Below are 22,732 nucleotides of genomic sequence, written 5' to 3'. Positions count from 1 at the left end.
CAGGAAGGCAAAAGGGCCCGCCAGGCGGGCCCTCACCGGCGTTGGGCGGACTGCAAAGCCCGCTCGACGCGGCGGCAGTTAGTCCGGCGCGCAGCGCAGGGACTAACCTTTCTTCGGTACCGTCAACGTCGTGAACCCGGCGGACTCGCCACGCCGGACCAGCAGCATCACCGAATCGCCTGGATTGAGGTCCTTGGTCGCCGCCTGGAATTCGGCCGCGCTCTTGACGTAGCTGCGCCCGACCTTGAGCACGACGTCGCCACGCTGCAGGCCGCCGCGCTGCGCCGCCGCGCCGGCCTGCGCGATGACTACGCCGTTCTGGTCCTTGAGACCCAATGCCTTGCGATCGTCCGCGGAAATGTCCTCGACGACGATGCCGAGCGGATTGCTGCGCGGCTTGGCTTCCGTTCCGCCGAGGCTGGCCAGCTTGGCGCCCTTTTCGCTGGGCAACTCGCCGACCGTGACCGGCACATCGATCGTCTTGCCGTCGCGGAACACCTTCAGGTTCGCGGTCGCGCCCGGCTTGGTGTTGCCGACCAGCAGCGGCAGATCGGAAGAACGGTCGATGGACTGGCCGTTGTAGGCGACGATCACGTCGCCCGGCTGGATGCCGGCTTTTTCCGCGCCGCTGCCGCCGTTGACCTGGCCGACCAGCGCACCACCGATCTGGGTCAGGCCGAGGCTTTTGGCGCTGTCGCGGCTGACGTCCTGGATGGTGACGCCGAGCATTCCGCGACGCACCTTGCCCGTGGTCTTGAGCTGCTCGACCGTGTTCATCGCCATGTTGATCGGCACGGCGAACGAGACACCCATGTAGCCACCCGAATTCGAGTAGATCTGCGAATTGATGCCGACGACCTGGCCGTCGAGGTTGAACAGCGGGCCGCCCGAATTGCCCGGATTGATCGGCACGTCGGTCTGGATGAACGGCACATATTGTTCGCTGCGGTTGCCGCGACCGACGTAGCTGACCACGCCATGGGTTACCGTATGGTCAAAGCCAAACGGTGAGCCGATCGCGACGACCCACTGGCCAGCCTTCAGCTTCGACGAATCGCCGATGCTGACCGCGGGCAGACCGGTCGCGTTGACCTTGAGCAGGGCGACATCGGAAGTCTTGTCGGTACCGATCACCTTCGCATCGAGTTCGCGTCGGTCGGACAGGCGCACGACGACCTTTTCCGCGCCGTCGACGACGTGGTTGTTGGTGAGGATGTAGCCATCGCTCGATATGACGAAGCCGGAGCCGTGCGATTCGCCGCCGCCGCGTGGTTGCCCGCCCGGGCCATTCGGGCCGAAGAAACGGCGGAAGAAATCCTGCATGCCGGGCGGCACATTCTGCGGACCGCTGCCATCGTCGTCGTCAGCATCGACGCCCTTCTGCGTGGCGCCATCGCCCTGGGTCGCAGTGATGTTGACAACCGATGGGCCATTCTTCTCGGCAAGCTGGGTGAAATCCGGGAGATCCGCATGCGCCGACGCGGCAAGGACGAACAACGCGGCGACGGCGCCGACTTTCTGAACTTTGTTCATGTTTATACCTTTATACAAATTCCGACGAATGGAAAACATTTTTCGTTCCGGGAAGCGATGGCTTGGAACGAGAAACGCCCGTCCGGGTTCCAGCCGAACGGGCGCGCCATGGTTACGGGTCAGCCAATGTTAAGACGGGCCGTCTTCCCTGCGCCTATCGCTGCGCGGGTGCGGTGACTTGCGGCAACGGGTCCGGCACGGGCGGGCGCTGCGCGCGCAGCACATAGGACACCCCGCCGATTTCGATGCGCTCGGGTGCCGGTTCGCTGCCGTCCGGCAGGTAGTAGCTCGGCACCACCTGCTCGAAACTCGCCGGCTGCACTGCGGCATAGTTGAACAGCGGCGAAGTCGAATTCGCCAGCGGTCGCGCCAGCGGCAGATACGGCTGCGACGACGAATGCGCAGGCGCCTGCTCGGCGACCGCGACCGCCGGGCTGTCGACCTGCCCAACCGGGCGCGACACGGTCAGCGCGACCACGGCGACTGCGGCGGCGATCGCACCGCCGCCAACCCAACGCAACACGCCGAAACCGACGCGCCGCGAGGGACGGACGGCCGATACGGCGACGTCTGCGTCAAGCCGCGCGATCACGCCTTGGGCGAAATTCACCGGCAGCGCGAACGCAACGTACTCGCGTTTCAACGTCGCACTGACGAGGTGATAATTCGACCAGCGCCGGAAAAGATCGGGCTGCGCCTCGACGCCGCGCAGCAGGAATCGCACCTGATCGTGCGCCAGCTCGCCGTCCATCAGCGCAGACAGTTGTTCGCCGAGCGACTCAGCCATGGCTTGATTGGGGTTCATCGGATGAGAAAGAAGATGTTCACTCATGTTCGGTACCTGTGCCCTGTCCGCAATCTTCAGCTGAAAGAATTCCATCCAGGAACGTCTTCCGGCACGTCGGGTCCGGCACATGCCCGGGCTCGACTACGCCGGACCAGGCGCAAGTGCCCGGTCCACGGCAGGTCATCCCGACCCACCCGGCAACCCGGAATCCGGATCGCCAAGCAATGGACGCAACTTCGCATCGATCGCATCGCGGGCGCGGAAGATGCGCGAACGGACCGTGCCGATCGGGCAGTTCATGCGTTCCGCGATTTCCTCGTAGCTCAAACCATCGACCTCGCGCAGGGTGATTGCGGTTTTCAGCTCTTCCGGCAATTGTTCGACCGTATCGAAAACCGTTTGTTCAATTTCCTGGCGCAGCAATTCATGTTCGGGGGTGGCGCGGTCCTTGAGCCAGGCGCCACCATCGAGCAGCATCGCATCGTCGACGGCGATGTCGTCCTTCGGCGGACGCCGGCCCTGCGAGACCAGGTGGTTCTTCGCCGTGTTGATCGCGATCTTGTAGACCCATGTGTAGAACTGGGCGTCGCCGCGGAAGTTCCCGATCGCGCGATAGGCGCGGATGAAGGCTTCCTGGGCCACGTCCTGGCATTCGCTCCAGTCGGAGACGTAACGCGAGATCACGCTGACGATCTTGTGCTGATACTTGCGGATCAGCAGATCGAACGCGCGCTTGTCTCCTTTCTGTACACGTTCGACCAACTCGCGGTCGGTGTCCGCCTCACCCATCCGGGCCATACTCCGTTTGTATTCGACCCGGTTGAGCATGACGATGCTAGACCGGTTCCGATGAAATTAGTTCCGCAATTGCGTCATTCCGGCAGCGAATGCCGGAATCCAGGCTCCGGGAATGGCAACCTGAGACGGACATTATCCCCTTGATTGCGTCCATGCAGTCTGGGCCCCGGCATTCCCTGTCGGGGTGACGCTGGCCGGTGCGACTCACTACACTTCCATTGACCCCATCGCCGGCTAGCGTCAATTATAGCCGCCTCACCCCGCAACGACCGGAATCGTCATGTTCGAAGGCCTGCGCTTTGCCCACTGGAAACCCGACCTCGGCGCCGACGGCATCCTCGTGCTCACCTTCGACCGCGCCGACGCGGCGGTCAATGCCTTCAACCGCGCGGCGATGGACGAGCTGGCCCAGATCGCCGAGCGTCTGGCCATCGAACCACCGAAAGGTCTGGTGATCCGCTCGGGCAAGGCCGATACGTTCATCGCCGGCGCCGACATCACCGAGTTCGAACAGTACGAGAAGGAAGGCCGCGTCCTCGCCAGCATCGAGAACGGCCAGCGCGTGTTCCAGAGCATCGCGCGGCTGCGCTGCCCGACGGTGGCGGCGATCCACGGCGCCTGCATGGGCGGCGGTTTCGAACTATCGCTGGCCTGCCGCTACCGCGTCGCCACGCGCGACCCGAAAACACGCCTCGCCTTCCCTGAAGTCATGCTCGGTATCATCCCCGGTTGGGGCGGCACGGCACGCCTGCCGCGCCTGATCGGCGCACCGGAGGCGCTGCCCGTGATGCTGACCGGGAAATCCCTGTCGGCTGAGGCCGCCAAGTCGCTCGGCGTGGTCGACAAGCTGACTTCGCCCGAGCTGCTCGTCGCAGAGGCCAAGGAACTGATCGCACATCCGCGCCCGCGCGCGTTCGCGCAGCGCGCGACCGCTTGGGCGACGAACCTGTGGCCGGTACGCCAGATTCTTGCGCCCATCGTCGCCAAGCAGACCGCGGCGAAGGCGAACCCACAGCACTATCCCGCACCGTTAGCGCTGATCGAGGTGTGGCGCCGCGGCGGATCGAGCATCGCGCAGCGCCTCAAGCTCGAAGCGCGCGCCGTCGCCAAGCTCGCGACCACGCCGACCTGCCGCAACCTCGTGCGCGTCTATTTCCTGCAGGAGCGTCTCAAGAAGCTCGGCAGCGGCGACTCGGGCATCAGCAAGGTCCACGTCGTCGGCGCCGGCGTCATGGGTGGCGACATCGCCGCGTGGTGCGCGCTGCGCGGCTTCGATGTGACCTTGCAGGATCGCGAGATGAAATACATCCAGCCCGCGCTCGACCGCGCGCAGGATCTGTTCGCCAAGCGCCTGAAAACGCCCGAGGCGATCGCGCCGGCGGCGGCGCGACTCAAGGCCGATGTCGAGGGCGCGGGCGTCGCGAATGCCGACCTCGTCATCGAGGCGATCTTCGAGAACCTGCAAGCGAAGGAAGACCTGTACCGCAAGACCGAACCCGCGATGAAAGCCGATGCGCTGCTCGCCACCAACACCTCGAGCATTCCGCTCGACGAATTGCGTACCGCTGTCGCAAGTCAAGGCCGCTTCCTCGGCCTGCACTACTTCAACCCGGTCGCGCAAATGCCGCTGGTCGAAATCGTGCGTCAGGATCACCTCGACGACGCCAACGAAGCGCGCGCGTTTGCGTTCTGCAAGAAGATCGACAAGCTGCCGGTGCCGGTCAAGGGCACGCCGGGTTTTCTCGTCAACCGGATTCTGTTTCCGTACCTGCTCGAAGCGCTGCGCATGTTCAAGGAAGGCATTCCCGGCCCCGTGCTCGACAGGGCGGCGAAGAAATTCGGCATGCCGATGGGGCCGATCGAGCTGGCCGACACGGTCGGACTCGACGTCTGCGTCTCGGTCGGCAAGGAAGTCGGCAAATTCCTCCACCTCGACATTCCGGACGGACTCGACGGCTATCTCGCCGCCGGCAAGAAAGGCAAGAAGACCGGTGAGGGCCTGTACAAGTGGGAGAACGGCAAGCCGGTCAAACCCGAGGTCGACCCCAACTACAAGACGCCGGACGACATCACCGAGCGCATGATCCTGCCGCTGCTCAACGAGTCGGTCGCCTGCCTGCACGACGGCGTCACCGACGATGCCGACCTGCTCGACGCCGGCGTGATCTTCGGCACCGGGTTTGCCCCGTTCCGCGGCGGCCCGATCCAGCACATCAAGAGCGAAGGCGCCGACAAGCTCAAGGCGCAACTCGACGCACTCGCCGCGAAATACGGTGCGCGCTTCGCGCCGAAGGCGGGCTGGGACGATCCAGCGCTGCGCAATACCTGACATCTCGTGCACCCTTCTGCGCTCCTTGTCGATCTGGACGGCGTCATCCGCTTCTGGAGCAACGACGACTCACACATCGAGACAGCATGCGACCTGCCCCCTGGTGCGATACGGCGCATTGCGTTTGCGCCGGAGTTTCTGTTGCCTGCCGTCAGCGGCGCTATCCCGGATGAAGCGTGGCGGGCAAACATACTGTCGGAACTCCGCCGCTTGCACCCGGCGTCGAATGTCGACGAAGCGATGGCGAAGTGGTCAGCTTCGCACGGCGAAACAGATCCCGAAGTGCTCGATGTCATCGCACAATGCCAGCCCAATGTGCGCGTGGTCCTGGCGACGAATGCGACATCGCGCCTTCCTGCCGATTTGCGAGCACTCGGGCTTGATGGCCGCTTCCACGCGGTCGCCAACTCAAGCGAGTTTCGGATCATGAAGCCGCAGGCGGAGTTCTACACCAGTGCGTTGAAGCTGGCCGCCGCAGAGCCGGGCGAAGCAGTGTACGTGGACGACTCGCTGCCCAACGTCGAGGCGGCCGCACAGCTCGGCATCCGCAGTCATCACTTTGCCGATCCTGCCGGTCTGCTGCGGTTTCTTCGGCAATCCGGCGCAATGTGCGAGCAAGCGCCCTGACTTCGCGCATCGACTCCTACGGATGCGGTAGCATGCGCGGCCGATGAACGCCGACCTTCACGAAAAGCCGCCATTGCTCCAAGCGCGCGCACTCGCGTACGCGCGCAACGAGGAGCCGATTTTCGGCCCGCTCGATTTTTCCCTTGCGGCGGGCGAAGTCGTGCTGATCGAGGGCGACAACGGCAGCGGCAAGACCACGCTGCTCAAGGTGCTGTCCGGCCTGCTCGAACCGACGTCGGGTGAAGTGCTGCTCAACGGCGTGCACCTGACCTTGGCGAAACTCTCGCATCAGGTCGCCCTGCTCGGCCATCTGCCGGGCATGAAACTGGAATTGACCACGCTGCAGAACCTGCGCTTCGCGGTCGGCTTGGGTGGCATCCGGCCCGGGATCACGCCCGCGATCGCGCTGGCCAGCGTCGGCCTCGCCGGCTACGAGGATCAACCGCTGCGCCTGCTCTCGGCGGGACAGAAGAAACGCGTCGCACTCGCGCGCCTGCTGCTCGTGCCGGCCGCGCTGTGGCTGCTCGACGAGCCCTATGCGAATCTCGATCGTGAAGGCATCGAACTCGTCAATCGCCTGCTTCTGACGCACGCCCAACGCGACGGCGCGGCGCTGATCACCTCGCACGGCGCGTACGCGTACACCTCGGGAACGCCGCGCAGGATCGCGTTGCGCGCGCAGGCGGCGCAACAACCTGCCAGCGAGGTACACGCGTGAAGCCCGGCACGACTTCGGCGGCGTGTACCGCGCTGCTCAGACGCGACCTCGCGCTGACCTGGCGTCGGCGCGGCGACGCACTTAATCCACTGTTGTTCGCGGTCATCGTGGTCGCCCTGTTCCCGTTCGCGCTCGGCCCCGATGCGCAGGTGCTCGAACGCATCGCTGCGGGCACGATCTTCGTCGCCGTGCTGCTTGCCGCACTGCTCTCGCTCGACAGCCTGTTCCGCAGCGATCTCGACGATGGTTCGCTCGAACAACTCGTGCTCTCGCCGCATCCGCTGTCGCTGCTGCTCGCGTGCAAGATCGCGATCCATTGGCTGACCACCGCGCTGCCGCTGATCGTGATCGCACCGCTGCTCGCGATGCTGCTGCATCTGCCCGACCGCGTGCTGCCGGTGCTGCTTGTCGCGCTCGCGCTGGCAACACCGCTGCTCAGCCTGATCGGCGCGATCTGCGTCGCGCTGACGGTGGCCCTGCGCCGCTCTGGTATGCTTCTGACCCTGCTCGTGCTGCCGCTGATCGTGCCGGTGCTGATCTTCGGCGCAGGCGCCTGCAATGCCGCGCAAGCGGGCCTGCCTTACGGCGCGCCGCTGCTGTGGCTCGGCGCATGGCTGGTGCTCGCACTGGTGCTGGCGCCGCTGGCGACCGCGGCGGCACTGAAGATTTCGCTGACGTAAATTTTCGATGAATCCCCTTCTGCTCTGGTTCCACAAACTCGGTTCGCCTCCGTACTTCTATCGTCTTGCCGGGCGCTTCCTGCCGTGGCTGTACGCGATTGCGCTGATCTCGGGTGTAGTCGGACTCTATGGTGGCCTCGTCATCGCGCCGGCGGATTACCAGCAAGGCGATTCGTTCCGCATGATTTACGTGCATGTGCCGTGCGCGTGGATGAGCCTGTTTGTCTACGCGTTCATGGCGGCGAATTCATTCGTCGCGCTGGTCTGGCGGATCAAGCTTTCGGAAACGCTGGCGATGGCCAGCGCACCGATCGGCGCCGCGTTCACCTTCATCACCCTGGTCAGCGGCTCGCTGTGGGGCAAGCCGATGTGGGGCACGTGGTGGACTTGGGACGCGCGCCTGACTTCCGAACTCGTGCTGCTGTTTCTCTACCTCGGCGTGATCGGTCTGTACCATGCGATCGAGGATACGCGCCAGGCCGCGCGCGCGGCCGCGTTCCTCGCCTTGGTCGGCGTGGTCAACCTGCCGATCGTGCACTACTCGGTGGTGTGGTGGAACACGCTGCACCAGGGCCAGACCGTGAGTCTGATGGGTCAGTCGAAGATTTCTTCGAGCATGCTCTGGCCGCTGCTGACGATGGCGTTCGCCACCCATGTATACTTTTTCGCCAGCCTGCTCGCGCGCGCGCGCGCCGCGCTGCTCGCGCTCGAATCGGGTAAAGACTGGGTGCGCGGCATCGCCCAGGCACGGCAGGCGAACGCGCATGGCTGAGTTCTTCCACATGGGCGGCTACGGCGCCTACGTCTGGGCGGCCTACGCGGTGTTCGCCATCGCCCTGATCGCCGATGCGTTGACGCCGCTGTGGCAGCGGCGCGGCACGTTGCGCGACATCGCCGCGCGCCTGCGCCGCGACGCTTCACGCGACGGCACCATCAAAAGCCGTCCCTCAGGGACGGAGGACCAGACTCAATGACTCCCACCCGCAAACGCCGCCTGATCGCGGTCGCCCTGATCCTGCTCGCCGTCGGCGTCGCCGCCGCGCTGACTGTGACGGCATTGAGCCAGAACATGACCTACCTGTTCTCGCCGACCGAAACGCTGGCCGGCAAGGCCCCTGCCGAAGCCGCATTCAAGCTCGGCGGCATCGTCCTCGAGCATTCGATCCAGCGCGATCCGGCATCACTAAAGGTCGACTTCGTCATCACCGACCGCTTCAAGCAGATTCCGGTCGAATACACCGGCATCCTGCCTGACCTGTTCCGCGAGGGACAGAGCGTGATCGCCACCGGAAAAATGCAAGGCGATCGCTTTGTCGCGCGCGAGGTGCTGGCCAAGCACGACGAAAGCTACATGCCCAAGGAAGTGGCTGACGCGATCAAGAAGGCGAAGGACGCCCACTCCGCCGGTGTGAAGTAACAGGCAACCGTCAGCGAAAACGATCTGTCGCACTGATCAACTCGTGGGTAATGCCCGGCTCGAAGGCCGAATGGCCGGCATCGCCGACGATACGCAGTTCGGCCTCGGGCCAGGCGCGATGCAGATCCCAGGCACTGCGCAACGGACAGACCACGTCGTAGCGTCCCTGCACGATCAGCGCCGGTATCTTTTTCAACTTGTGCGCATAGTATAAAAGTTGGTCGTCGCGCTCGAAAAAGCCGCCGTGGACGAAGTAGTGGCATTCGATGCGCGCGAAGGCGAGCGCGAACTGGTCGGCGCCGGTCGAATTCACATAGTCGGCGCTCGGCGCGAGAAAACTCGTCGACCCTTCCCAGACCGACCAGGCCTTCGCTGCCTCGAGTCGCACCGGTTCATCGCCGCAAGTCAACCGCCGGTAGTAGGCGCTCATCAGGTCGTGGCGTTCCACTTCGGGAATCGGTTTGAGATAGTTCTCCCACGCATCGGGATAAATCGCATCGCAGCCGCGCTGGTAAAACCATTCCAGCTCCCAGCGGCGCAGCATGAAGATGCCGCGCAGCACCAGTTCGGTGACGCGCTGCGGATGCGTTTGCGCATACGCCAGCGCCAGCGTCGAACCCCACGAACCGCCGAACACCTGCCAGCAGCCGATGCCGAGATGCGCGCGCAGCGTTTCGATGTCCCGTACGAGATGCCAGGTCGTGTTGTCGTGCAGCTCCGCGTGCGGCGTCGAGCGGCCGCAGCCGCGCTGGTCGAACAACACGATACGATAGTGCGCGGGATCGAAGAAGCGCCGCGAGCGCGCATTGCATCCCGCTCCGGGCCCACCGTGCAGGAACACGACGGGTTTGCCATCCGGATTGCCGCATTGTTCATAGTAGATCGTGTGCAACGGCGACACCGGCAGCATGTCGCTGTCGTAGGGCTCGATTTCCGGATACAGCGTGCGCAGTCCTGACATCGGATCGGATTTCCAGAAAATGCGGGGCATCCCTCAATTTCGCTTCGCGCGGCGTGACCGACTTCTCACAAACCGACCGGTGCGGTCATGCTAAATTGGCGCGGGGAGGGCCTGTGGCCGACTTCGACCGCAGGATGAGGTTTCGCCTATCTTAACGGGATTCCCGATGCATCGCGCGCTCGCATGCTTTTTCTGCTGCATCGTTCTTCTGCTTCCGCTCAACCGTGCTTTGGCTGAAGGCGAAGCGGTCAACGGATATCCGAACTGGTCCGAACGCGTATTGCTCGAATGGATGAATCGCGCGCGCTCGGACCCGCAGGCCGACCTCGCGGCATGCCCGAGCGGCAACTGCAAGGAAGCGGCCTGCTACAGCTCGGCGGCCGCGCCGCGCCACGTCGATTTCAATCTGCAGCGTTCCGCCCGCTTCCATGGCGACCACATGCAGATCAACAACTACTTTGATCACCCCTCGCACTGCACCGTCGTATCCAATATCGCCGCGCTGTACCCGAACAGTTGTTCAGGCGCGGCCTCGTGTTCATGTACCCAGGGCGCGTTGAGCACCAATTCCAATACCTGGACCGATCCGTTTTCGCGCATGCAGCTGTTCGGCGCCAGCCTGAATGGCGCGGGAGAAATCATCGCGGCCGGCTACGGCGGCCCGGATGCGACGTTTTACGCCTGGATGTACGAGCCTACCAGCACGGCCTCGTGCGGATTCAACGAAGAGAACGGCCACCGCTTCCTGTTGCTGTCGGGCGGCTACGGCGCGGCGGCGGGTGCCGGCTACACCAGCACCCAGAATTTCGCGGTGATGGATTTCGCCGGCACCGCCTCCGACAACTACAAGATTCCCTCCGGTTCGCACTACCCGCGGCAGGCCGCGACGGTCGACGCCTGGGCGAACTGGTACGACACGGCCGCGCCGAGCAGCGCCAAGATCAACGTGGACGGCGTGTGCAGCAACATGACGCTGGGCCGCGGCACGTCGACCAACGGCGCCTGGCACGCCAGCGTGGGCGGCGTCGGCAGCGGCTGCCATCGCTATCAGTTCGCGTTCAAGGACAGCTCTGGCAACACCGTGCTGTATCCGACCGCCGGATCGCTGGGTATCGGCGATGGCAGCGCAACCTGTCCGGACTGGAGCACCACGGCGTTGCCCTCCTGCGACGGCACGCCACCGCCGCCGACCAATCCGTTCGTTGCGCTGAATCCGGCGCGCCTGCTCGATACGCGCGGCGGCGCGCAGACGATAGATGGCCAATTCGCCGGCACCGGAGTGCTGAACGGCGGCACCCAGCTCGATCTTGCTGTGCTCGGTCGCGGCGGCCTGCCGACAGCCGGCGTCGTCGCCGTCGCGCTCAACGTCACCGTGACCAATCCGAACGCCGCCGGCTTCGTCACGGTCTGGCCGGGCGATGCGGCACGCCCGCTTGCATCGAATCTCAACTTCACGCCTGGCACCACCGCCCCGAACCTCGTAATCGTGAAGGTTGGCGCAAACGGGCTGGTTTCGCTGTTCAACTCCGCCGGGCGCACCGACTTGATCGCCGACGTCGTCGGATATTTCGGTACCACCTCGACCCTGACGGCGATGACACCGGCGCGGCTGCTCGACACGCGTGCCGGCGCCGGCACGATCGACGGCCTGTTCCAGGGCGGCGGCGCGATGACCGCAGCATCGCGGCTCGATCTCGTCGTCGCCGGTCGTGCCGGCATGCCGGCAAGCGGTCTTGGCGCTGCGATCCTCAATGTCACCGTGACCGGCCCGACAGCCCCGGGCTATCTCACGGTCTGGCCGAGCACAAGCGCGCAGCCACCGACCTCGAACCTGAACTTCGTCCCCGGCCTGACCGTACCGAATCTGGTGATCACCAAGGTCGGAACCGACGGCAAGATCGGCATGTTCAACTCTGCCGGCCGGACCGACGTGATCGCGGACGCACAGGGGTGGTTCCCGGCAAGCTCGGAGCTGACCGCGCTGGTGCCGGCGCGACTCATGGATACGCGATCTGGCGCCACGACGGTCGACGGCACGTTCGCGGGCACCGGCGCGTTGTCGAGCGGCGGCAGCGTCAACCTCACCGTGCTCAATCGCGGCGGCGTGCCGGCGAGCGGCGTCGGCGCAGTCGCACTCAACGTGACCGTAGCCGGCGCAACGGCTACGGGCTACGTCACCGCGTGGCCGACCGGCGCAGCACAACCGCTCGCATCGAACCTGAATTTCGTGCCGGGTCAGACCGTGCCGAACATGGTGATCGCGCGCGTCGGCAGTGGCGGCAAGGTCTCGCTGTTCAACTCGGCAGGCAGCACGCAACTCGTGGTCGATGTGGTCGGCTGGTTCGCGCAGTAGATCGCTCCGGCGCAGGCTCAATCGAAGAGCTTGCCCGGATTCATCAATCCCTGCGGATCGAACACCTGACGCACGCCGCGCATCAGCGCAATGTCCTCGGCGCTGCGCGTGCCGGCCAGATACTGTTTCTTGACCAGGCCGATGCCATGTTCGGCGGAAATGCTGCCCCCGTGGCGCACGAGCACTTCACTGAGCAGTCTGGTCACGCGCTCGCACTGCGCGACGAAATCGGCGTCGCCCAGTTCGGTCGGCTTGAGCACATTGATGTGCAGGTTGCCGTCGCCGATATGGCCGAACCAGACCACGTCGAAATGGGGATACTCACGCGCGAGCAACGCCTGCATCTCGTCAAGAAACGCCGGCACCGACGAAATGCGCACAGAGATGTCGTTCTTGTACGGCTTGTATGACGCAAGGCTTTCGGTGATGCCTTCGCGCAGGCGCCACAGCGCAGCCGCCTGCGCCTCGCTCTGACTCAACACGCCGTCGTTGACGAGGCCGTCGTTGAGACACTGCTCGAACACATCCAGCGCCGCCTGCTGCTGCATGTCGTCGGCAGCGTCGAATTCGGTGACGACGTAGTAAGGCGAAACCTCGTCGAACGGCTTTTGTGCGCCATGCACGAGTACATGATGCAAGGCGCGATCGGTGAAGAACTCGAATGCCGAAAGCTTCAGGCGCGCGCGGCACGCCGCGAACACGCGCATCAGCGAGGCCATTTCAGGCACCGCGAACAGCATCACTTGCGAAGCCGGCGGTGGATCGGTCAGGCGCAGTGTCGCCTCGACCACGAAGCCGAGCGTGCCCTCAGCGCCGATCACGAGCTGGCGCAGGTCGTAGCCCGACGAATTCTTGATCAACCCGCGATTCAATTCGAGCAGATCGCCGCTCGCGGTGACTAGCTTCAGCCCCGCGATCCACTCGCGCGTATTGCCATATCGGATGACGCGGATGCCACCCGCGTTCGTGGAAATGTTGCCGCCGATCGAGCACGAGCCGCGCGCGGCGAAATCGACCGGATAGATCAGGCCGTGCTCCGCGGCTGCCTTGTGCACCGCTTCGAGGGCGATGCCGGGTTGCACCGTCAGGGTGCGGTCGACCAGGTTGAAATCGAGCACGCGGTTCATGCGTTCGAAGCTGACGACGATCTCGCCGCTGGCGGCAACCGCACCCCCCGACAGGCCCGTGCGTCCGCCCGACGGCACGAGCGCGATCCGGTGTTCGCTCGCCCAGCGCGCGATCTCGCGCACCTCTTGAATCGACGCCGGCAACGCGATCGCGAGCGGCGCGGGCGTCCAGCGCCGCGTCCAGTCACGGCCGTAGTGTTCCAGGTCGGCACTGGCCGTCAGCAGCCGAAGAGCCGGCAGCAGGCAACTCAGCTCGCCCAGTGAATCTGCTGTGGACGCCTCGGCGCCGCCGCTGTTGCCCATCATGCCGTTTCCCGTAGTGTCGGCCCATTCTAGCAAGGGTGGAACGGCCGTGCCGCAGCGCAACACGGACGTGGGATTTCTGGCATAGTTGCCCACTCCGCCAGCCCCCCGACCTGACCGCCATCCATGACCAAGACCTCGTTCCCCAAGCAAGACATCAAGGTGCTCCTGCTCGAAGGCGTCAGCCAGACCGCGCTCGATGCATTCAAGGCGGCCGGATACACCAACGTCGAATTCCACAAGAAGTCGATTCCGGTCGACGAGCTGAAGAAGTCGATCGCCGACGCGCACATCATCGGCATCCGCTCGCGCACCAACCTGACCGCGGACGTGTTCGCCCAGGCAAAAAAGCTTATCGCCGTCGGCTGCTTCTGCATCGGAACGAACCAGGTCGACACCGACGCGGCGGAAACACTCGGCATCCCGGTTTTCAATGCGCCGTACTCGAATACGCGCAGCGTGGCCGAACTGGTCATCGCCGAGGCGATCATGCTTGCGCGCGGGATTCCGCAGAAGAATGCGCAATGCCATCGCGGCGGCTGGTCGAAATCGGCGCTCGGCAGCGTCGAGGTGCGCGGCAAGACACTGGGCGTGATCGGCTATGGCCACATAGGCACGCAGATCGGCGTACTTGCCGAATCGTTGGGCATGCACGTCATCTACCACGACATCGAAACTAAGCTCGCTCTCGGCAACGCGCGCGCGGCGCAGGGCCTTGACGACCTGTTCGCGCGCGCCGACGTGGTCACCCTGCACGTACCGGAAACGCCGGCGACGAAGTGGATGATCGGCGCTGCGGAGCTGGCCAAGATGAAGTCCGGCGCGCTGCTGATCAATGCCGCGCGCGGCACCGTGGTCGACATCGAGGCGCTCGCCGCAGCACTCGACTCCGGCCACATTGCCGGCGCCGCGATCGACGTGTTTCCGGTCGAGCCGAAGGGCAACGACGACGAATTCCTTTCGCCGTTGCGCGGTCGCGACAACGTGATCCTGACTCCGCACATCGGCGGCTCGACGCTCGAAGCGCAGGACAACATCGGCATCGAGGTCGCGGCCAAGCTCGTGCGCTACAGCGACAACGGCTCGACGCTGTCGGCGGTGAACTTTCCTGAAGTCTCGCTGCCCGAGCATCCGAAAAGCCAGCGCCTGCTGCACATCCATCGCAACACGCCCGGCATCCTCTCGCGCATCAACGATGTCTTCTCCCGCGAAGGCATCAACATCGACGCCCAGTACCTGCAGACCGACGCGTCACTCGGCTATGTCGTCATCGACGTGTCGACCACCGCGGCCGAGGCGAACAAGCTCAAGGTTGCTCTCGCGGCCATTCCCGGAACCTTGCGCATGCGCGTCCTGTACTGACCCCCGGACTCGCCGACCCTGGGCGGAAAAAGCATACTTGCGCACAGTTCGGCAGTTCGGCTTCGGCTAGATTCGGGCAATTGGCCGGGGAAAAATGTCCATGTCGAAAACCGTTCGCTTTGCACCGCGCTGGTGGCGCGGGGTGGCGCTGCCACTTGCTGCTGCCACGTTCTTCCTGGGCACGGCGCATGCCGCGGGCAAGACCTACCAACCAGACTCGTTGTTCTTGATCAAACCTTGGATCTCCGGCACTCCGGCCGAGGCCTCGCGCTTCCTCGCCCAGACTACATTCGGGCCCACCGACGCGGATATCCAGCGCTTGGTCAAGCTCGGCTACCTGTCATGGCTGGACGATCAATTCGCGGCACCGCCGACGCGCATGCTCGACTACCTGGGCTGGGTCAAGGGCACCCTCGGCGAAGACCTTGAAACCAATCACGTGGTCGAAGCCTGGTGGCTCGGTGCACTTGGCGGACCCGACCCGGGCAACAACACGCTGATCCACCGCGACCAATTGCGCCAGCGCGTGGCGTTCGCGCTGTCGGAAATCTTCGTCGTTTCGACCAAGACCACGCTGATCGATCAATTTCCGAACGGCCAGGCGTACTACTACGATGTCCTCGTCAACGACGCGTTCGGCAACTTCCGCCAACTGCTCGAGGACGTCACCCTGAGTCCGGCGATGGGCGTGTACCTGAACATGCTCAGCAATCAGCGCACGGACTCGACCAAGAACATCCATCCCGACGAAAATTACGCCCGCGAGGTGAATCAGCTGTTCACCGTCGGCCTCGTGCTGCTGAACCAGGACGGTTCGCCGCAGCTTTCCGGCGGCCAGCCGATACCGACCTACACGCAGAATACGGTCAAGGCATTCGCGCATGTATTCACCGGCTGGAACTGGGCCGATTGCAATCCCGCCGCGCACAACAACTTCAGCGACTGCGACGTCAACTGGACCACTGGCGCCAACATGCAGCAGCCGATGGTCGCGTTCGCGAACTATCACGACAACGGCACGCGAACGCCTGATGATCTGTCGGGCAAGCAACTCCTGAGCTACCCCGGAGCAGTAAACGGCGGCCTGCTCGTCGATGGCGGCACGCCGCAAAGCGATCTAAAGTTCGCTCTCGACAACATCTTCAATCATCCGAATGTCGGCCCGTTCATCGGCAGACAGTTGATCCAGCGCCTGGTCACGAGCAACCCCTCGCCCGGATACGTGCAGCGCGTTGCGGCGGTGTTTAACGACAACGGCCACGGCGTACGCGGCGACCTGAAGGCCGTGATCAGCGCGATCGTGCTCGATGACGAGGCGCGCAATGGGGCGAAGAACTCCCCGGACAGCTTCGGCAAGCTGCGCGAACCCCTGCTGCGCATGGCGCATATCTGGCGCGCGATGGGTGCGCAGCATCGCTGCGGACACAACAAGGTGGTGACGCGCAGCAACGGCAGCGTCTATACCGAGCACTATTCCTCGCAGCCCTATCGCTACGCCGGCTGGTACTCGGCCTGGTCCACCGACTACCTGTTCAACCAGCGCGTGATGTATGCGAACTCGGTGTTCAATTTTTTCCGCCCGAATTTCGTCCCGCCCGGCGAGATGGTGCTGAAAAACCTGTTCGGCCCAGAGTTCCAGATAACGACCGACTCGCAGATCGCAGACGTCACCAACGACGTGCTGCCGCGCGCGATGTGGCTGGACATCCGCGACACCTGCAACAGCAACGACGACTACGGCAACGTCGCGATCGACCACCTGCGCGACCTCGCTCTGGCCGGCAGCGGACAGGGCGGCCCTGCCGATCCCGCCGACCGCCTCGTCGATGCCTACAACGTTCGTTTCATGGGCGGGCAGATGTCCACGTACATGCGGACGACGTTGCTCAACTACCTCAACCGCATCGATCACTACTGGGGAAGCAGCACCCAGGATTGGCGCATCGCCCGCATCCAGCGCGCGCTGTACCTGATCTTCACCTCCCCCGAATACGCGATCCAGAAGTGAGCGCAACATGAATTTCGATCGGCGCAAATTCCTTTGCAAGACCGCGCACGCCGCACTTGGCGCGAGCGTATATTCCGCACTCGGCAATCTGCAGCTCGTGCACGCCGCGGCAGGCGGCTATTCCTTCAGCGACTACAAGGCGCTGGTCTGCATATTCCTCTACGGCGGCAACGACGCATTCAACATGGTCGTGCCTACCGACAACGCGCACTACGCCCAATACCAGACGGTGCGGCCAAAAGTCGCACTTGCCCAGAACACGCTGCTGGCCCTCAATGCGCCAGGCTCGGGCGCCGGTTCGCCCGGTGACGGCGGCACATACGGATTCCATCCGGCAATGACCGACCTGCAGACCCTGTTCAACCAGGCGTCGAGCCCGGTGGCGATCGTCGCCAACGTCGGCACACTGGTACAGCCGGTGACCAAATCGCAGTACCAGAACGGCACGGCCGCCCTGCCGCCGCAGTTGTTCTCGCACAATGACCAGCAGGCGTACTGGCAATCTTCGCCGCCGAGCAACGCTCCGATCACCGGCTGGGGCGGCCGCATTTGCGATCTCATCGCCAGCGCGAACACATCGACGCTGCCGATGCTCAACTCGCTGGCCGGCGAAGACGCCTTCATCCGCGGCGACAGCGGCAACAACTACATCATGAACGCGGGCGATGCGGCAACGATCGACATCCCCGATTCATGGGACACCAATCCGAACAACTTAAAAAGCGTGTTCGATGCGTTGCGTGCCGCGGGCACCCAGGCCAACGCGCTCGAGCGCACATATGCGAACCAGATCAACCATTCGGTCAACACCGCCGCGCAGATCAACGCCGCGATCAACGCGACCGGCATGCCCAAATTCGACAGCTTCTTCCCGAACATCAGCAGCTCCGACGTGGATCGCCAGCTTTCGACCGTGGCCAAGCTGATCTGGGCAGCGAACAACGGCGTTGCCGGCTACACCGGCCAGAAACGCCAGGTGTTTTTTGTCTCGACCGGCGGCTTCGACACGCACGACCGGCAGTTGCCGATACAACCGGTGCTGCTCGGCACACTGTCGCGATCGATGGCCGGCTTCTACCGGGCCCTGAACAGTGCCGGCCTCGCCTCGAAAGCGACGGCATTCACCGCATCCGATTTCGGCCGCACGCTGTCGTGCAACGATGACGGCACCGACCACGGGTGGGGTTCGCACCATCTCGTCGTCGGCGGCGCCGTGGCGGGCGGGCGATTCTATGGCGACAACGCCAGCTACACCGGCACGGCAGCCATGCCGAGCCTGGCGCTGTCCAAGAGCAACCCGAACGATGCGGGCTACGGCCAGATCATCCCGACCACCTCCGTCGACCAATACGCCGCAACGTTGGCGGGCTGGTTCGGCCTCTCCGCCAGCGACCTCGCCTTGATCTTCCCCAACCTGACGAACTTCTCGGTCAAGAACCTCGGCTTCGTCTGAGCCGCCAATCAGGTGTCAGCCGGTCGCTCGACGGCGGCACGTTCCGCCGCGAATAGCTGATGCCGACGACTTTCGTCGGCAACAAGTCTCGCGCACGCCCTCATTTCGCAAGTTGTTGTGCCGCGGCGACGATGTCGGCCTCGGCCGGCAGCACGAGGAAGGCCGCGCCGGCGAGCGGCGTGTAGGTGTCGGCGCCGACGACGCGCTTGAACGGCGTCGCACCGAAGCCCGCCTCGGCAATGGCAGTGATCACGCCTTCGCCTACACCCGCGCTGTGACGGCCTTCGTCGACCACGAGAATGCGCTTGGCCGACTTCGCATGCGCGGCGATGTATGCCTCGTTGAGCGGCACCAGCCAGCGCAGGTCGACGACGCGAACCTTCCAGCCCTGCGCCTTCTCGATCTCGCGCGCGGCGCGCAGGCTCATGGTCACGCCGTTGCCGTAGGTGAAGATGACCAGGTCGCTGGCGTTGCCGTCGTAAACGCGGCCTTCGCCGAACGGCATCGCCTGACCCGGCGGCGGATAGGCGAACGACCATTCGCCGTCGCCGGCCGCGTACAGGTCCTTGGTCATGTACAGTGCGATCGGTTCGAGGAAGATCGTCACGCGGCCGTCGACCTTGGCCAGGGCGGCGAGCGTGCGCAGCATCGTCGCCGCGTCGTCGCCACGGCTCGGGCAGCCGACGACGAGGCCGGGAATATCGCGCAGCGCGGCAATCGAGTTGTCGTTGTGGAAATGCCCGCCGAAGCCGCGCTGGTAGCCCAGGCCGGCCATGCGCACGAGCATCGGGTTCCTGTATTGGTTGTTCGAGAAAAACTGCAACGATGCCGCCTCGCCGCGAATCTGGTCGCCGGCGTTGTGGAAATAGGCCAGGTACTGGATCTCGGGAACCGGCAGCATGCCCATGTTGGCGAAGCCCTGGGCCAGGCCGAAGATCATCGTCTCGTCGAGCAGGGTGTTGAACACGCGTGCGTTCTTGAACGCCTTGTGCAGGCCCTTGGTCACCGTGTACACACCCCCCTTCTGCGCGACGTCCTCGCCGAATAGCAACGCTTCGGGATACTTCGCGAACAGGTCGTGCAGCGCGTTGTTGATCTGGATCGCAAGGTGGCGCGGCGGCAGCTTCTCCGGCAGCTTGTCCGCGCCGCCGAACACTTTCACGCGCAGCGCCTCGTAGTCGACGCGCTGCGCCTCGGCGCTTACCTTGTCCGGCGTGTACGGCGCGAGCGGCGCGACGACTTCGGCGAGCGAGGTCAACTTGCGCGTGCTGTCGGCCTGCTCCGCGGCGGCGAAGCACTTCGCGCGGAAGTCTTCATAGCGCGCGAGCAGCTGTTCCTTCGTGTACAGGCCGGCTTCGAGCGCGATCGCGGCACTGCGCAGCAGCGGATCGGTCGCTTCGACCATCATCAGTTCCTCGAAGCTGCGCCATTCGATTTCGAAGTCGGTGCCGGCATGGCCCATGATCCGCGTCGTGCGCAGGTGCAGGAAGGTCGGCCGGCGCGTGGTGCGGCAGTGGTGCACGGCACGCGCGACGCCTTCGTAGCCCGCGGCGATGTCGAGGCCGTCGGCGTGGAAGTAGTCGAGGTCGCGACGCTGCGAGAAGCTCGCCGAGATCCAGTCGGTCGGCGTTTTCACCGAAATGCCGATACCATTGTCCTCGCAGACGAACAGCACGGGCGCGGGCAATTTCTGGTACGCCGTCCATGCGGCCGCGTTGAATGCGGTCTGCGCAGTGGCATGGTTTGCCGAAGCATCGCCGAACGAGCAGATCGCGATCGAATCCTGCGGCACCGGCAACTTGTGGCCGATGCGACGCGCCTGCTCGATCGCGACGGCGGTACCAAGTGCCTTCGGCAGATGCGAGGCGATCGTCGAGGTCTGCGGCAATACCCACAGCGGTTTCGAGCCCCACACCTTGTGGCGACCGCCGGAAGCCGGATCCTCCGCGCTGGCCGCGAACGACAGCGCCGAATCCATGATCGGGTCCATGCCCGGCAGCTTGCGAAAGCGCTCGGCCATGAAGCCGCCGCTGCGATAGTGCAGGAACGCCGGATCGGTATGCCGGGTCAGGCGCGCGACCATCGCGTTGCCCTCGTGGCCCGACGAGCCGATCGTGTAGAACACCTTGTTCTTCACGCGCAGCACGCGCGCCATCAGGTCGAGGTGGCGGCTGATCAGCTGCGAATCGAACAGTTGTGCGAAATCCTCGCGCGTGCACAGGCTGTCCGCCGTGATCGGCGCCGAAGGGCGTGCGTCGTGCGCCGCGACCGTGCCGTTCCAGCCGCGTACGAACTCGATGAAATTCGCATCGCAGACTTCGGCGCGGTTGACGTTCTTGTGACGGGCGGGAATCGGGGCGGCGACGGCGTTCATGGTGCGATTTCGGGGAAGATTGGCGCGTATTTTAGGGCAATCCTGCGCCAACGCGCAGGGCCAATCTGGCCGGAATCAGAAGCCATAGTGGCCGTACACGCTCCAGGTGAATGGCGGCAGCACGTTGGTCGCGGCGCAATTGCCTCCACTCGACGCACCGCTGCCGCGGTCCAGCGGCCATTGGGTCAGAAACGGCACCTTGCGGCCGGTATTCTTCATCGCCGCAACAAGGTTCTCGGCGGATACAGGATCGTCGTAATACGTTTCAGCGACGATCACAGGCGCGTCGCGCCAGCCGAGCGAGCCGTTCGGGTCTTCCCGGCGCATCGCCTGGTCGAACTGGGTGAGCTTGACCGCTTCGTTCGCACTCGCATCGCCGTACACGTCGATCGCGAACGTCGCCGGATAACGCGGATTGCCGCCGCCGACATCGTAGACGTAGCGCATGTGGCGCACGCGCGAGCGCATCGTGCCGGCATCGTCGTCGGTCAGCGAAGAGAAGCCTATCGTGTCGGCAGCACCGTACGCCGCGTAGTAACTCTGCCAGAGCGTGCGCACGGCGCGACTCCAGTTCGTGTTGCGCGGATACTTCCACGGATCGGGGATGAAAGGCAGGTCCGAGTCCCGCGGCAGCGCTTCGACGCCGAGATCGATCAGATACGGCAACTGCGCATTCACCAGCGCGGGACGGATCGTCTGGATGAAGCTCCAGTATTCGTTCATCAGCGAAGGATCGAAATCCGTGTTCGGCGGATAGATCGTGCCGACGGGGAAGAAGCGGAACAGCGCGCCGTGGAATCCTGCCGCCTTCACGTCGGCGAGCAAATCCGCGACATTCTGCGCCGCCTGCGCGACCGCCGCGGGATCGCTCGAGTCGATCGCCGTCCCGGTCGGCACGCCGTGGGCGAAGTACACGCCGAGGCTCAGCCGCGCCTGACCGGAGGCGAACATCGCCGCGAGTTGCGCGCGCACCTGGCTGCGCACCTCGGCATGATGGTAGTTCGGCACAATGCCGTAGGGCTCGCGATCGCAGCCGGACCCCAGCGTGTACCAGAGGAAATTGCTGCCGCCGCGCAACGGGCCGGCGTAGGGAGACTGGCGCGTCGGCGATGTACCGCGCACGACGAGCGGGAGCCGCGGCGGTACGCCGGCCGCGAACGCGAAATCCGCAATGATGAACACGAGCAATATCGGCGCGACGCGCGCGCAGACGCGCAAGATCCACCCGCGCTTGCGCAAGCCGTTCAAGCGTGCATGCGCTCGAAACGCGGCTGCGCCCGCACGCGCGCGAGCCAGGCGCAGATCGCGGGATATACGGTCAGATCGAAGCCGCCGTCGGCCGCGCAATGCGTGTAAGCGAACAGCGCGATATCGGCGATCGTGTAGCCGTCGCCGACGAAGAATTCGCGCCCGGCAAGATGTTTCTCCATCACTGCCAGCGCCTGCGCGCCGCGCTCGAGCAGGCGCGGAAGATCGGCGCGGCGCGCATGCTCGGCCGGCAGCCAGCGGCAGATGAAGCGCGCGACGGCGATGTAGGGCTCATGGCTGTATTGTTCAAAGAACATCCACTGCAGCGCTTGCGCACGCAGCCACGCGTCAGCCGGCAGGTAGTTCGTGCCTTCGGCAAGGAAGTGGAGGATCGCGTTCGACTCGCAAAGGTGGCGGCCATCGTCGAGTTCGAGCAGCGGCACCTTGCCGTTGGCGTTTTTGGCAAGGAATTGCGGCGTACGCGTTTCGCCGCGCGCGCTGTCGATTTCGACCCAGCGATACGGGCGTTGCAACTGTTCGAGCAACAACTGCACCTTGTAGCAGTTGCCGCTGGATTTCATGCCGTAGACGGTGACCATGCCGCGTCTCTCCTGCAGTCGATTCCGCGCGTCAATCTTGCCGCGCACGAGCGCG

General features: G+C 64.5%; 19 protein-coding genes. 11 read left to right on the top strand and 8 right to left on the bottom strand.

Annotated elements, in window-relative coordinates:
- Positions 1 to 102 precede the first annotated feature (102 nt).
- The 3 genes from AC16HO_RS03270 to rpoE form a co-directional block, all read right to left on the bottom strand.
- Complete coding sequence (locus AC16HO_RS03270; RefSeq protein WP_395642861.1) at positions 103 to 1,533, bottom strand: Do family serine endopeptidase; 1,431 nt, start codon at positions 1,531 to 1,533, stop codon at positions 103 to 105.
- A gap of 154 nt (positions 1,534 to 1,687) precedes the next feature.
- On the bottom strand, positions 1,688 to 2,320 hold the full coding sequence (locus AC16HO_RS03265; protein WP_395642862.1) for a sigma-E factor negative regulatory protein: 633 nt from the start codon (positions 2,318 to 2,320) through the stop codon (positions 1,688 to 1,690).
- Positions 2,321 to 2,500: 180 nt separating this feature from the next.
- Positions 2,501 to 3,109: an RNA polymerase sigma factor RpoE gene (rpoE, locus tag AC16HO_RS03260; RefSeq protein ID WP_395642863.1), complete on the bottom strand. Its 609-nt coding sequence runs from the start codon at positions 3,107 to 3,109 to the stop codon at positions 2,501 to 2,503.
- Between the two features lie 289 nt (positions 3,110 to 3,398).
- Between rpoE and AC16HO_RS03255 the strand changes: the two genes are divergently transcribed.
- Genes AC16HO_RS03255 through ccmE form a run of 7 tightly spaced genes read left to right on the top strand, consistent with a single transcriptional unit; the run spans position 3,399 to position 8,889 of the window.
- A complete protein-coding gene (locus AC16HO_RS03255) occupies positions 3,399 to 5,447 on the top strand; it encodes a 3-hydroxyacyl-CoA dehydrogenase NAD-binding domain-containing protein (RefSeq protein ID WP_395642864.1) in 2,049 nt (682 codons plus the stop codon).
- 6 nt (positions 5,448 to 5,453) lie between these two features.
- Positions 5,454 to 6,074, top strand: a complete 621-nt coding sequence (locus AC16HO_RS03250) for an HAD-IA family hydrolase (RefSeq protein ID WP_395642865.1) — start codon at positions 5,454 to 5,456, stop codon at positions 6,072 to 6,074.
- Between the two features lie 43 nt (positions 6,075 to 6,117).
- Entirely contained in the window at positions 6,118 to 6,792 is a 675-nt protein-coding gene (gene ccmA, locus AC16HO_RS03245; protein ID WP_395642866.1) for a heme ABC exporter ATP-binding protein CcmA, read from the top strand.
- The gene (ccmB, locus tag AC16HO_RS03240; protein WP_395642867.1) at positions 6,789 to 7,472 is read left to right on the top strand and encodes a heme exporter protein CcmB; all 684 of its coding nucleotides are present in this window, start codon (positions 6,789 to 6,791) and stop codon (positions 7,470 to 7,472) included. Before ccmA ends, ccmB begins: the two co-directional genes overlap by 4 nt.
- Before the next feature lie 7 nt (positions 7,473 to 7,479).
- The gene (locus tag AC16HO_RS03235; RefSeq protein ID WP_395642868.1) at positions 7,480 to 8,244 is read left to right on the top strand and encodes a heme ABC transporter permease; all 765 of its coding nucleotides are present in this window, start codon (positions 7,480 to 7,482) and stop codon (positions 8,242 to 8,244) included.
- Positions 8,237 to 8,446: a heme exporter protein CcmD gene (gene ccmD / locus AC16HO_RS03230; RefSeq protein ID WP_395642869.1), complete on the top strand. Its 210-nt coding sequence runs from the start codon at positions 8,237 to 8,239 to the stop codon at positions 8,444 to 8,446. Before AC16HO_RS03235 ends, ccmD begins: the two co-directional genes overlap by 8 nt.
- Complete coding sequence (gene ccmE / locus AC16HO_RS03225) at positions 8,443 to 8,889, top strand: cytochrome c maturation protein CcmE (protein WP_395642870.1); 447 nt, start codon at positions 8,443 to 8,445, stop codon at positions 8,887 to 8,889. The genes ccmD and ccmE overlap by 4 nt, the downstream gene beginning before the upstream one ends.
- 10 nt (positions 8,890 to 8,899) lie before the next feature.
- Here ccmE and pip read toward each other — a convergent pair whose 3' ends face one another.
- Positions 8,900 to 9,880 carry a prolyl aminopeptidase gene (gene pip / locus AC16HO_RS03220; RefSeq protein ID WP_395642871.1) on the bottom strand — a complete coding sequence of 327 codons (981 nt, stop codon included), beginning with the start codon at positions 9,878 to 9,880 and terminating at the stop codon, positions 8,900 to 8,902.
- Positions 9,881 to 10,079: 199 nt separating this feature from the next.
- On the opposite strand from pip, the gene AC16HO_RS03215 reads away from it, so the two are divergent.
- Positions 10,080 to 12,203 carry a CAP domain-containing protein gene (locus tag AC16HO_RS03215; RefSeq protein WP_395642872.1) on the top strand — a complete coding sequence of 708 codons (2,124 nt, stop codon included), beginning with the start codon at positions 10,080 to 10,082 and terminating at the stop codon, positions 12,201 to 12,203.
- A gap of 17 nt (positions 12,204 to 12,220) precedes the next feature.
- Here AC16HO_RS03215 and AC16HO_RS03210 read toward each other — a convergent pair whose 3' ends face one another.
- Entirely contained in the window at positions 12,221 to 13,636 is a 1,416-nt protein-coding gene (locus tag AC16HO_RS03210; RefSeq protein ID WP_395642873.1) for an FAD-binding oxidoreductase, read from the bottom strand.
- Positions 13,637 to 13,759: 123 nt separating this feature from the next.
- Here AC16HO_RS03210 and serA point away from each other — a divergent pair, with 123 nt between their 5' ends.
- From serA to AC16HO_RS03195, 3 genes are all read left to right on the top strand, one after another.
- The gene (gene serA / locus AC16HO_RS03205; RefSeq protein WP_395642874.1) at positions 13,760 to 14,995 is read left to right on the top strand and encodes a phosphoglycerate dehydrogenase; all 1,236 of its coding nucleotides are present in this window, start codon (positions 13,760 to 13,762) and stop codon (positions 14,993 to 14,995) included.
- A 100-nt stretch (positions 14,996 to 15,095) separates the two neighbouring features.
- Positions 15,096 to 17,003: a DUF1800 domain-containing protein gene (locus tag AC16HO_RS03200; protein ID WP_395642875.1), complete on the top strand. Its 1,908-nt coding sequence runs from the start codon at positions 15,096 to 15,098 to the stop codon at positions 17,001 to 17,003.
- A 7-nt stretch (positions 17,004 to 17,010) separates the two neighbouring features.
- Positions 17,011 to 18,456, top strand: a complete 1,446-nt coding sequence (locus AC16HO_RS03195; RefSeq protein WP_395642876.1) for a DUF1501 domain-containing protein — start codon at positions 17,011 to 17,013, stop codon at positions 18,454 to 18,456.
- 100 nt (positions 18,457 to 18,556) lie between these two features.
- Here the strand turns inward: AC16HO_RS03195 and AC16HO_RS03190 are convergent, their stop codons facing one another.
- The 3 genes from AC16HO_RS03190 to AC16HO_RS03180 form a co-directional block, all read right to left on the bottom strand.
- Positions 18,557 to 20,830 carry a thiamine pyrophosphate-dependent enzyme gene (locus AC16HO_RS03190; protein WP_395642877.1) on the bottom strand — a complete coding sequence of 758 codons (2,274 nt, stop codon included), beginning with the start codon at positions 20,828 to 20,830 and terminating at the stop codon, positions 18,557 to 18,559.
- A 75-nt stretch (positions 20,831 to 20,905) separates the two neighbouring features.
- A complete protein-coding gene (locus AC16HO_RS03185; RefSeq protein WP_395642878.1) occupies positions 20,906 to 22,078 on the bottom strand; it encodes a hypothetical protein in 1,173 nt (390 codons plus the stop codon).
- Positions 22,075 to 22,677: a glutathione S-transferase family protein gene (locus AC16HO_RS03180; protein WP_395642879.1), complete on the bottom strand. Its 603-nt coding sequence runs from the start codon at positions 22,675 to 22,677 to the stop codon at positions 22,075 to 22,077. The genes AC16HO_RS03185 and AC16HO_RS03180 overlap by 4 nt, the downstream gene beginning before the upstream one ends.
- Between the last annotated feature and the right edge of the window lie 55 nt (positions 22,678 to 22,732).

The sequence above is a fragment of the Rudaea sp. genome (genome assembly GCF_057139185.1).
The sequence above is the reverse complement of the archived record's forward strand: the minus strand, read 5'-3'. Positions and strand labels throughout refer to the sequence as shown.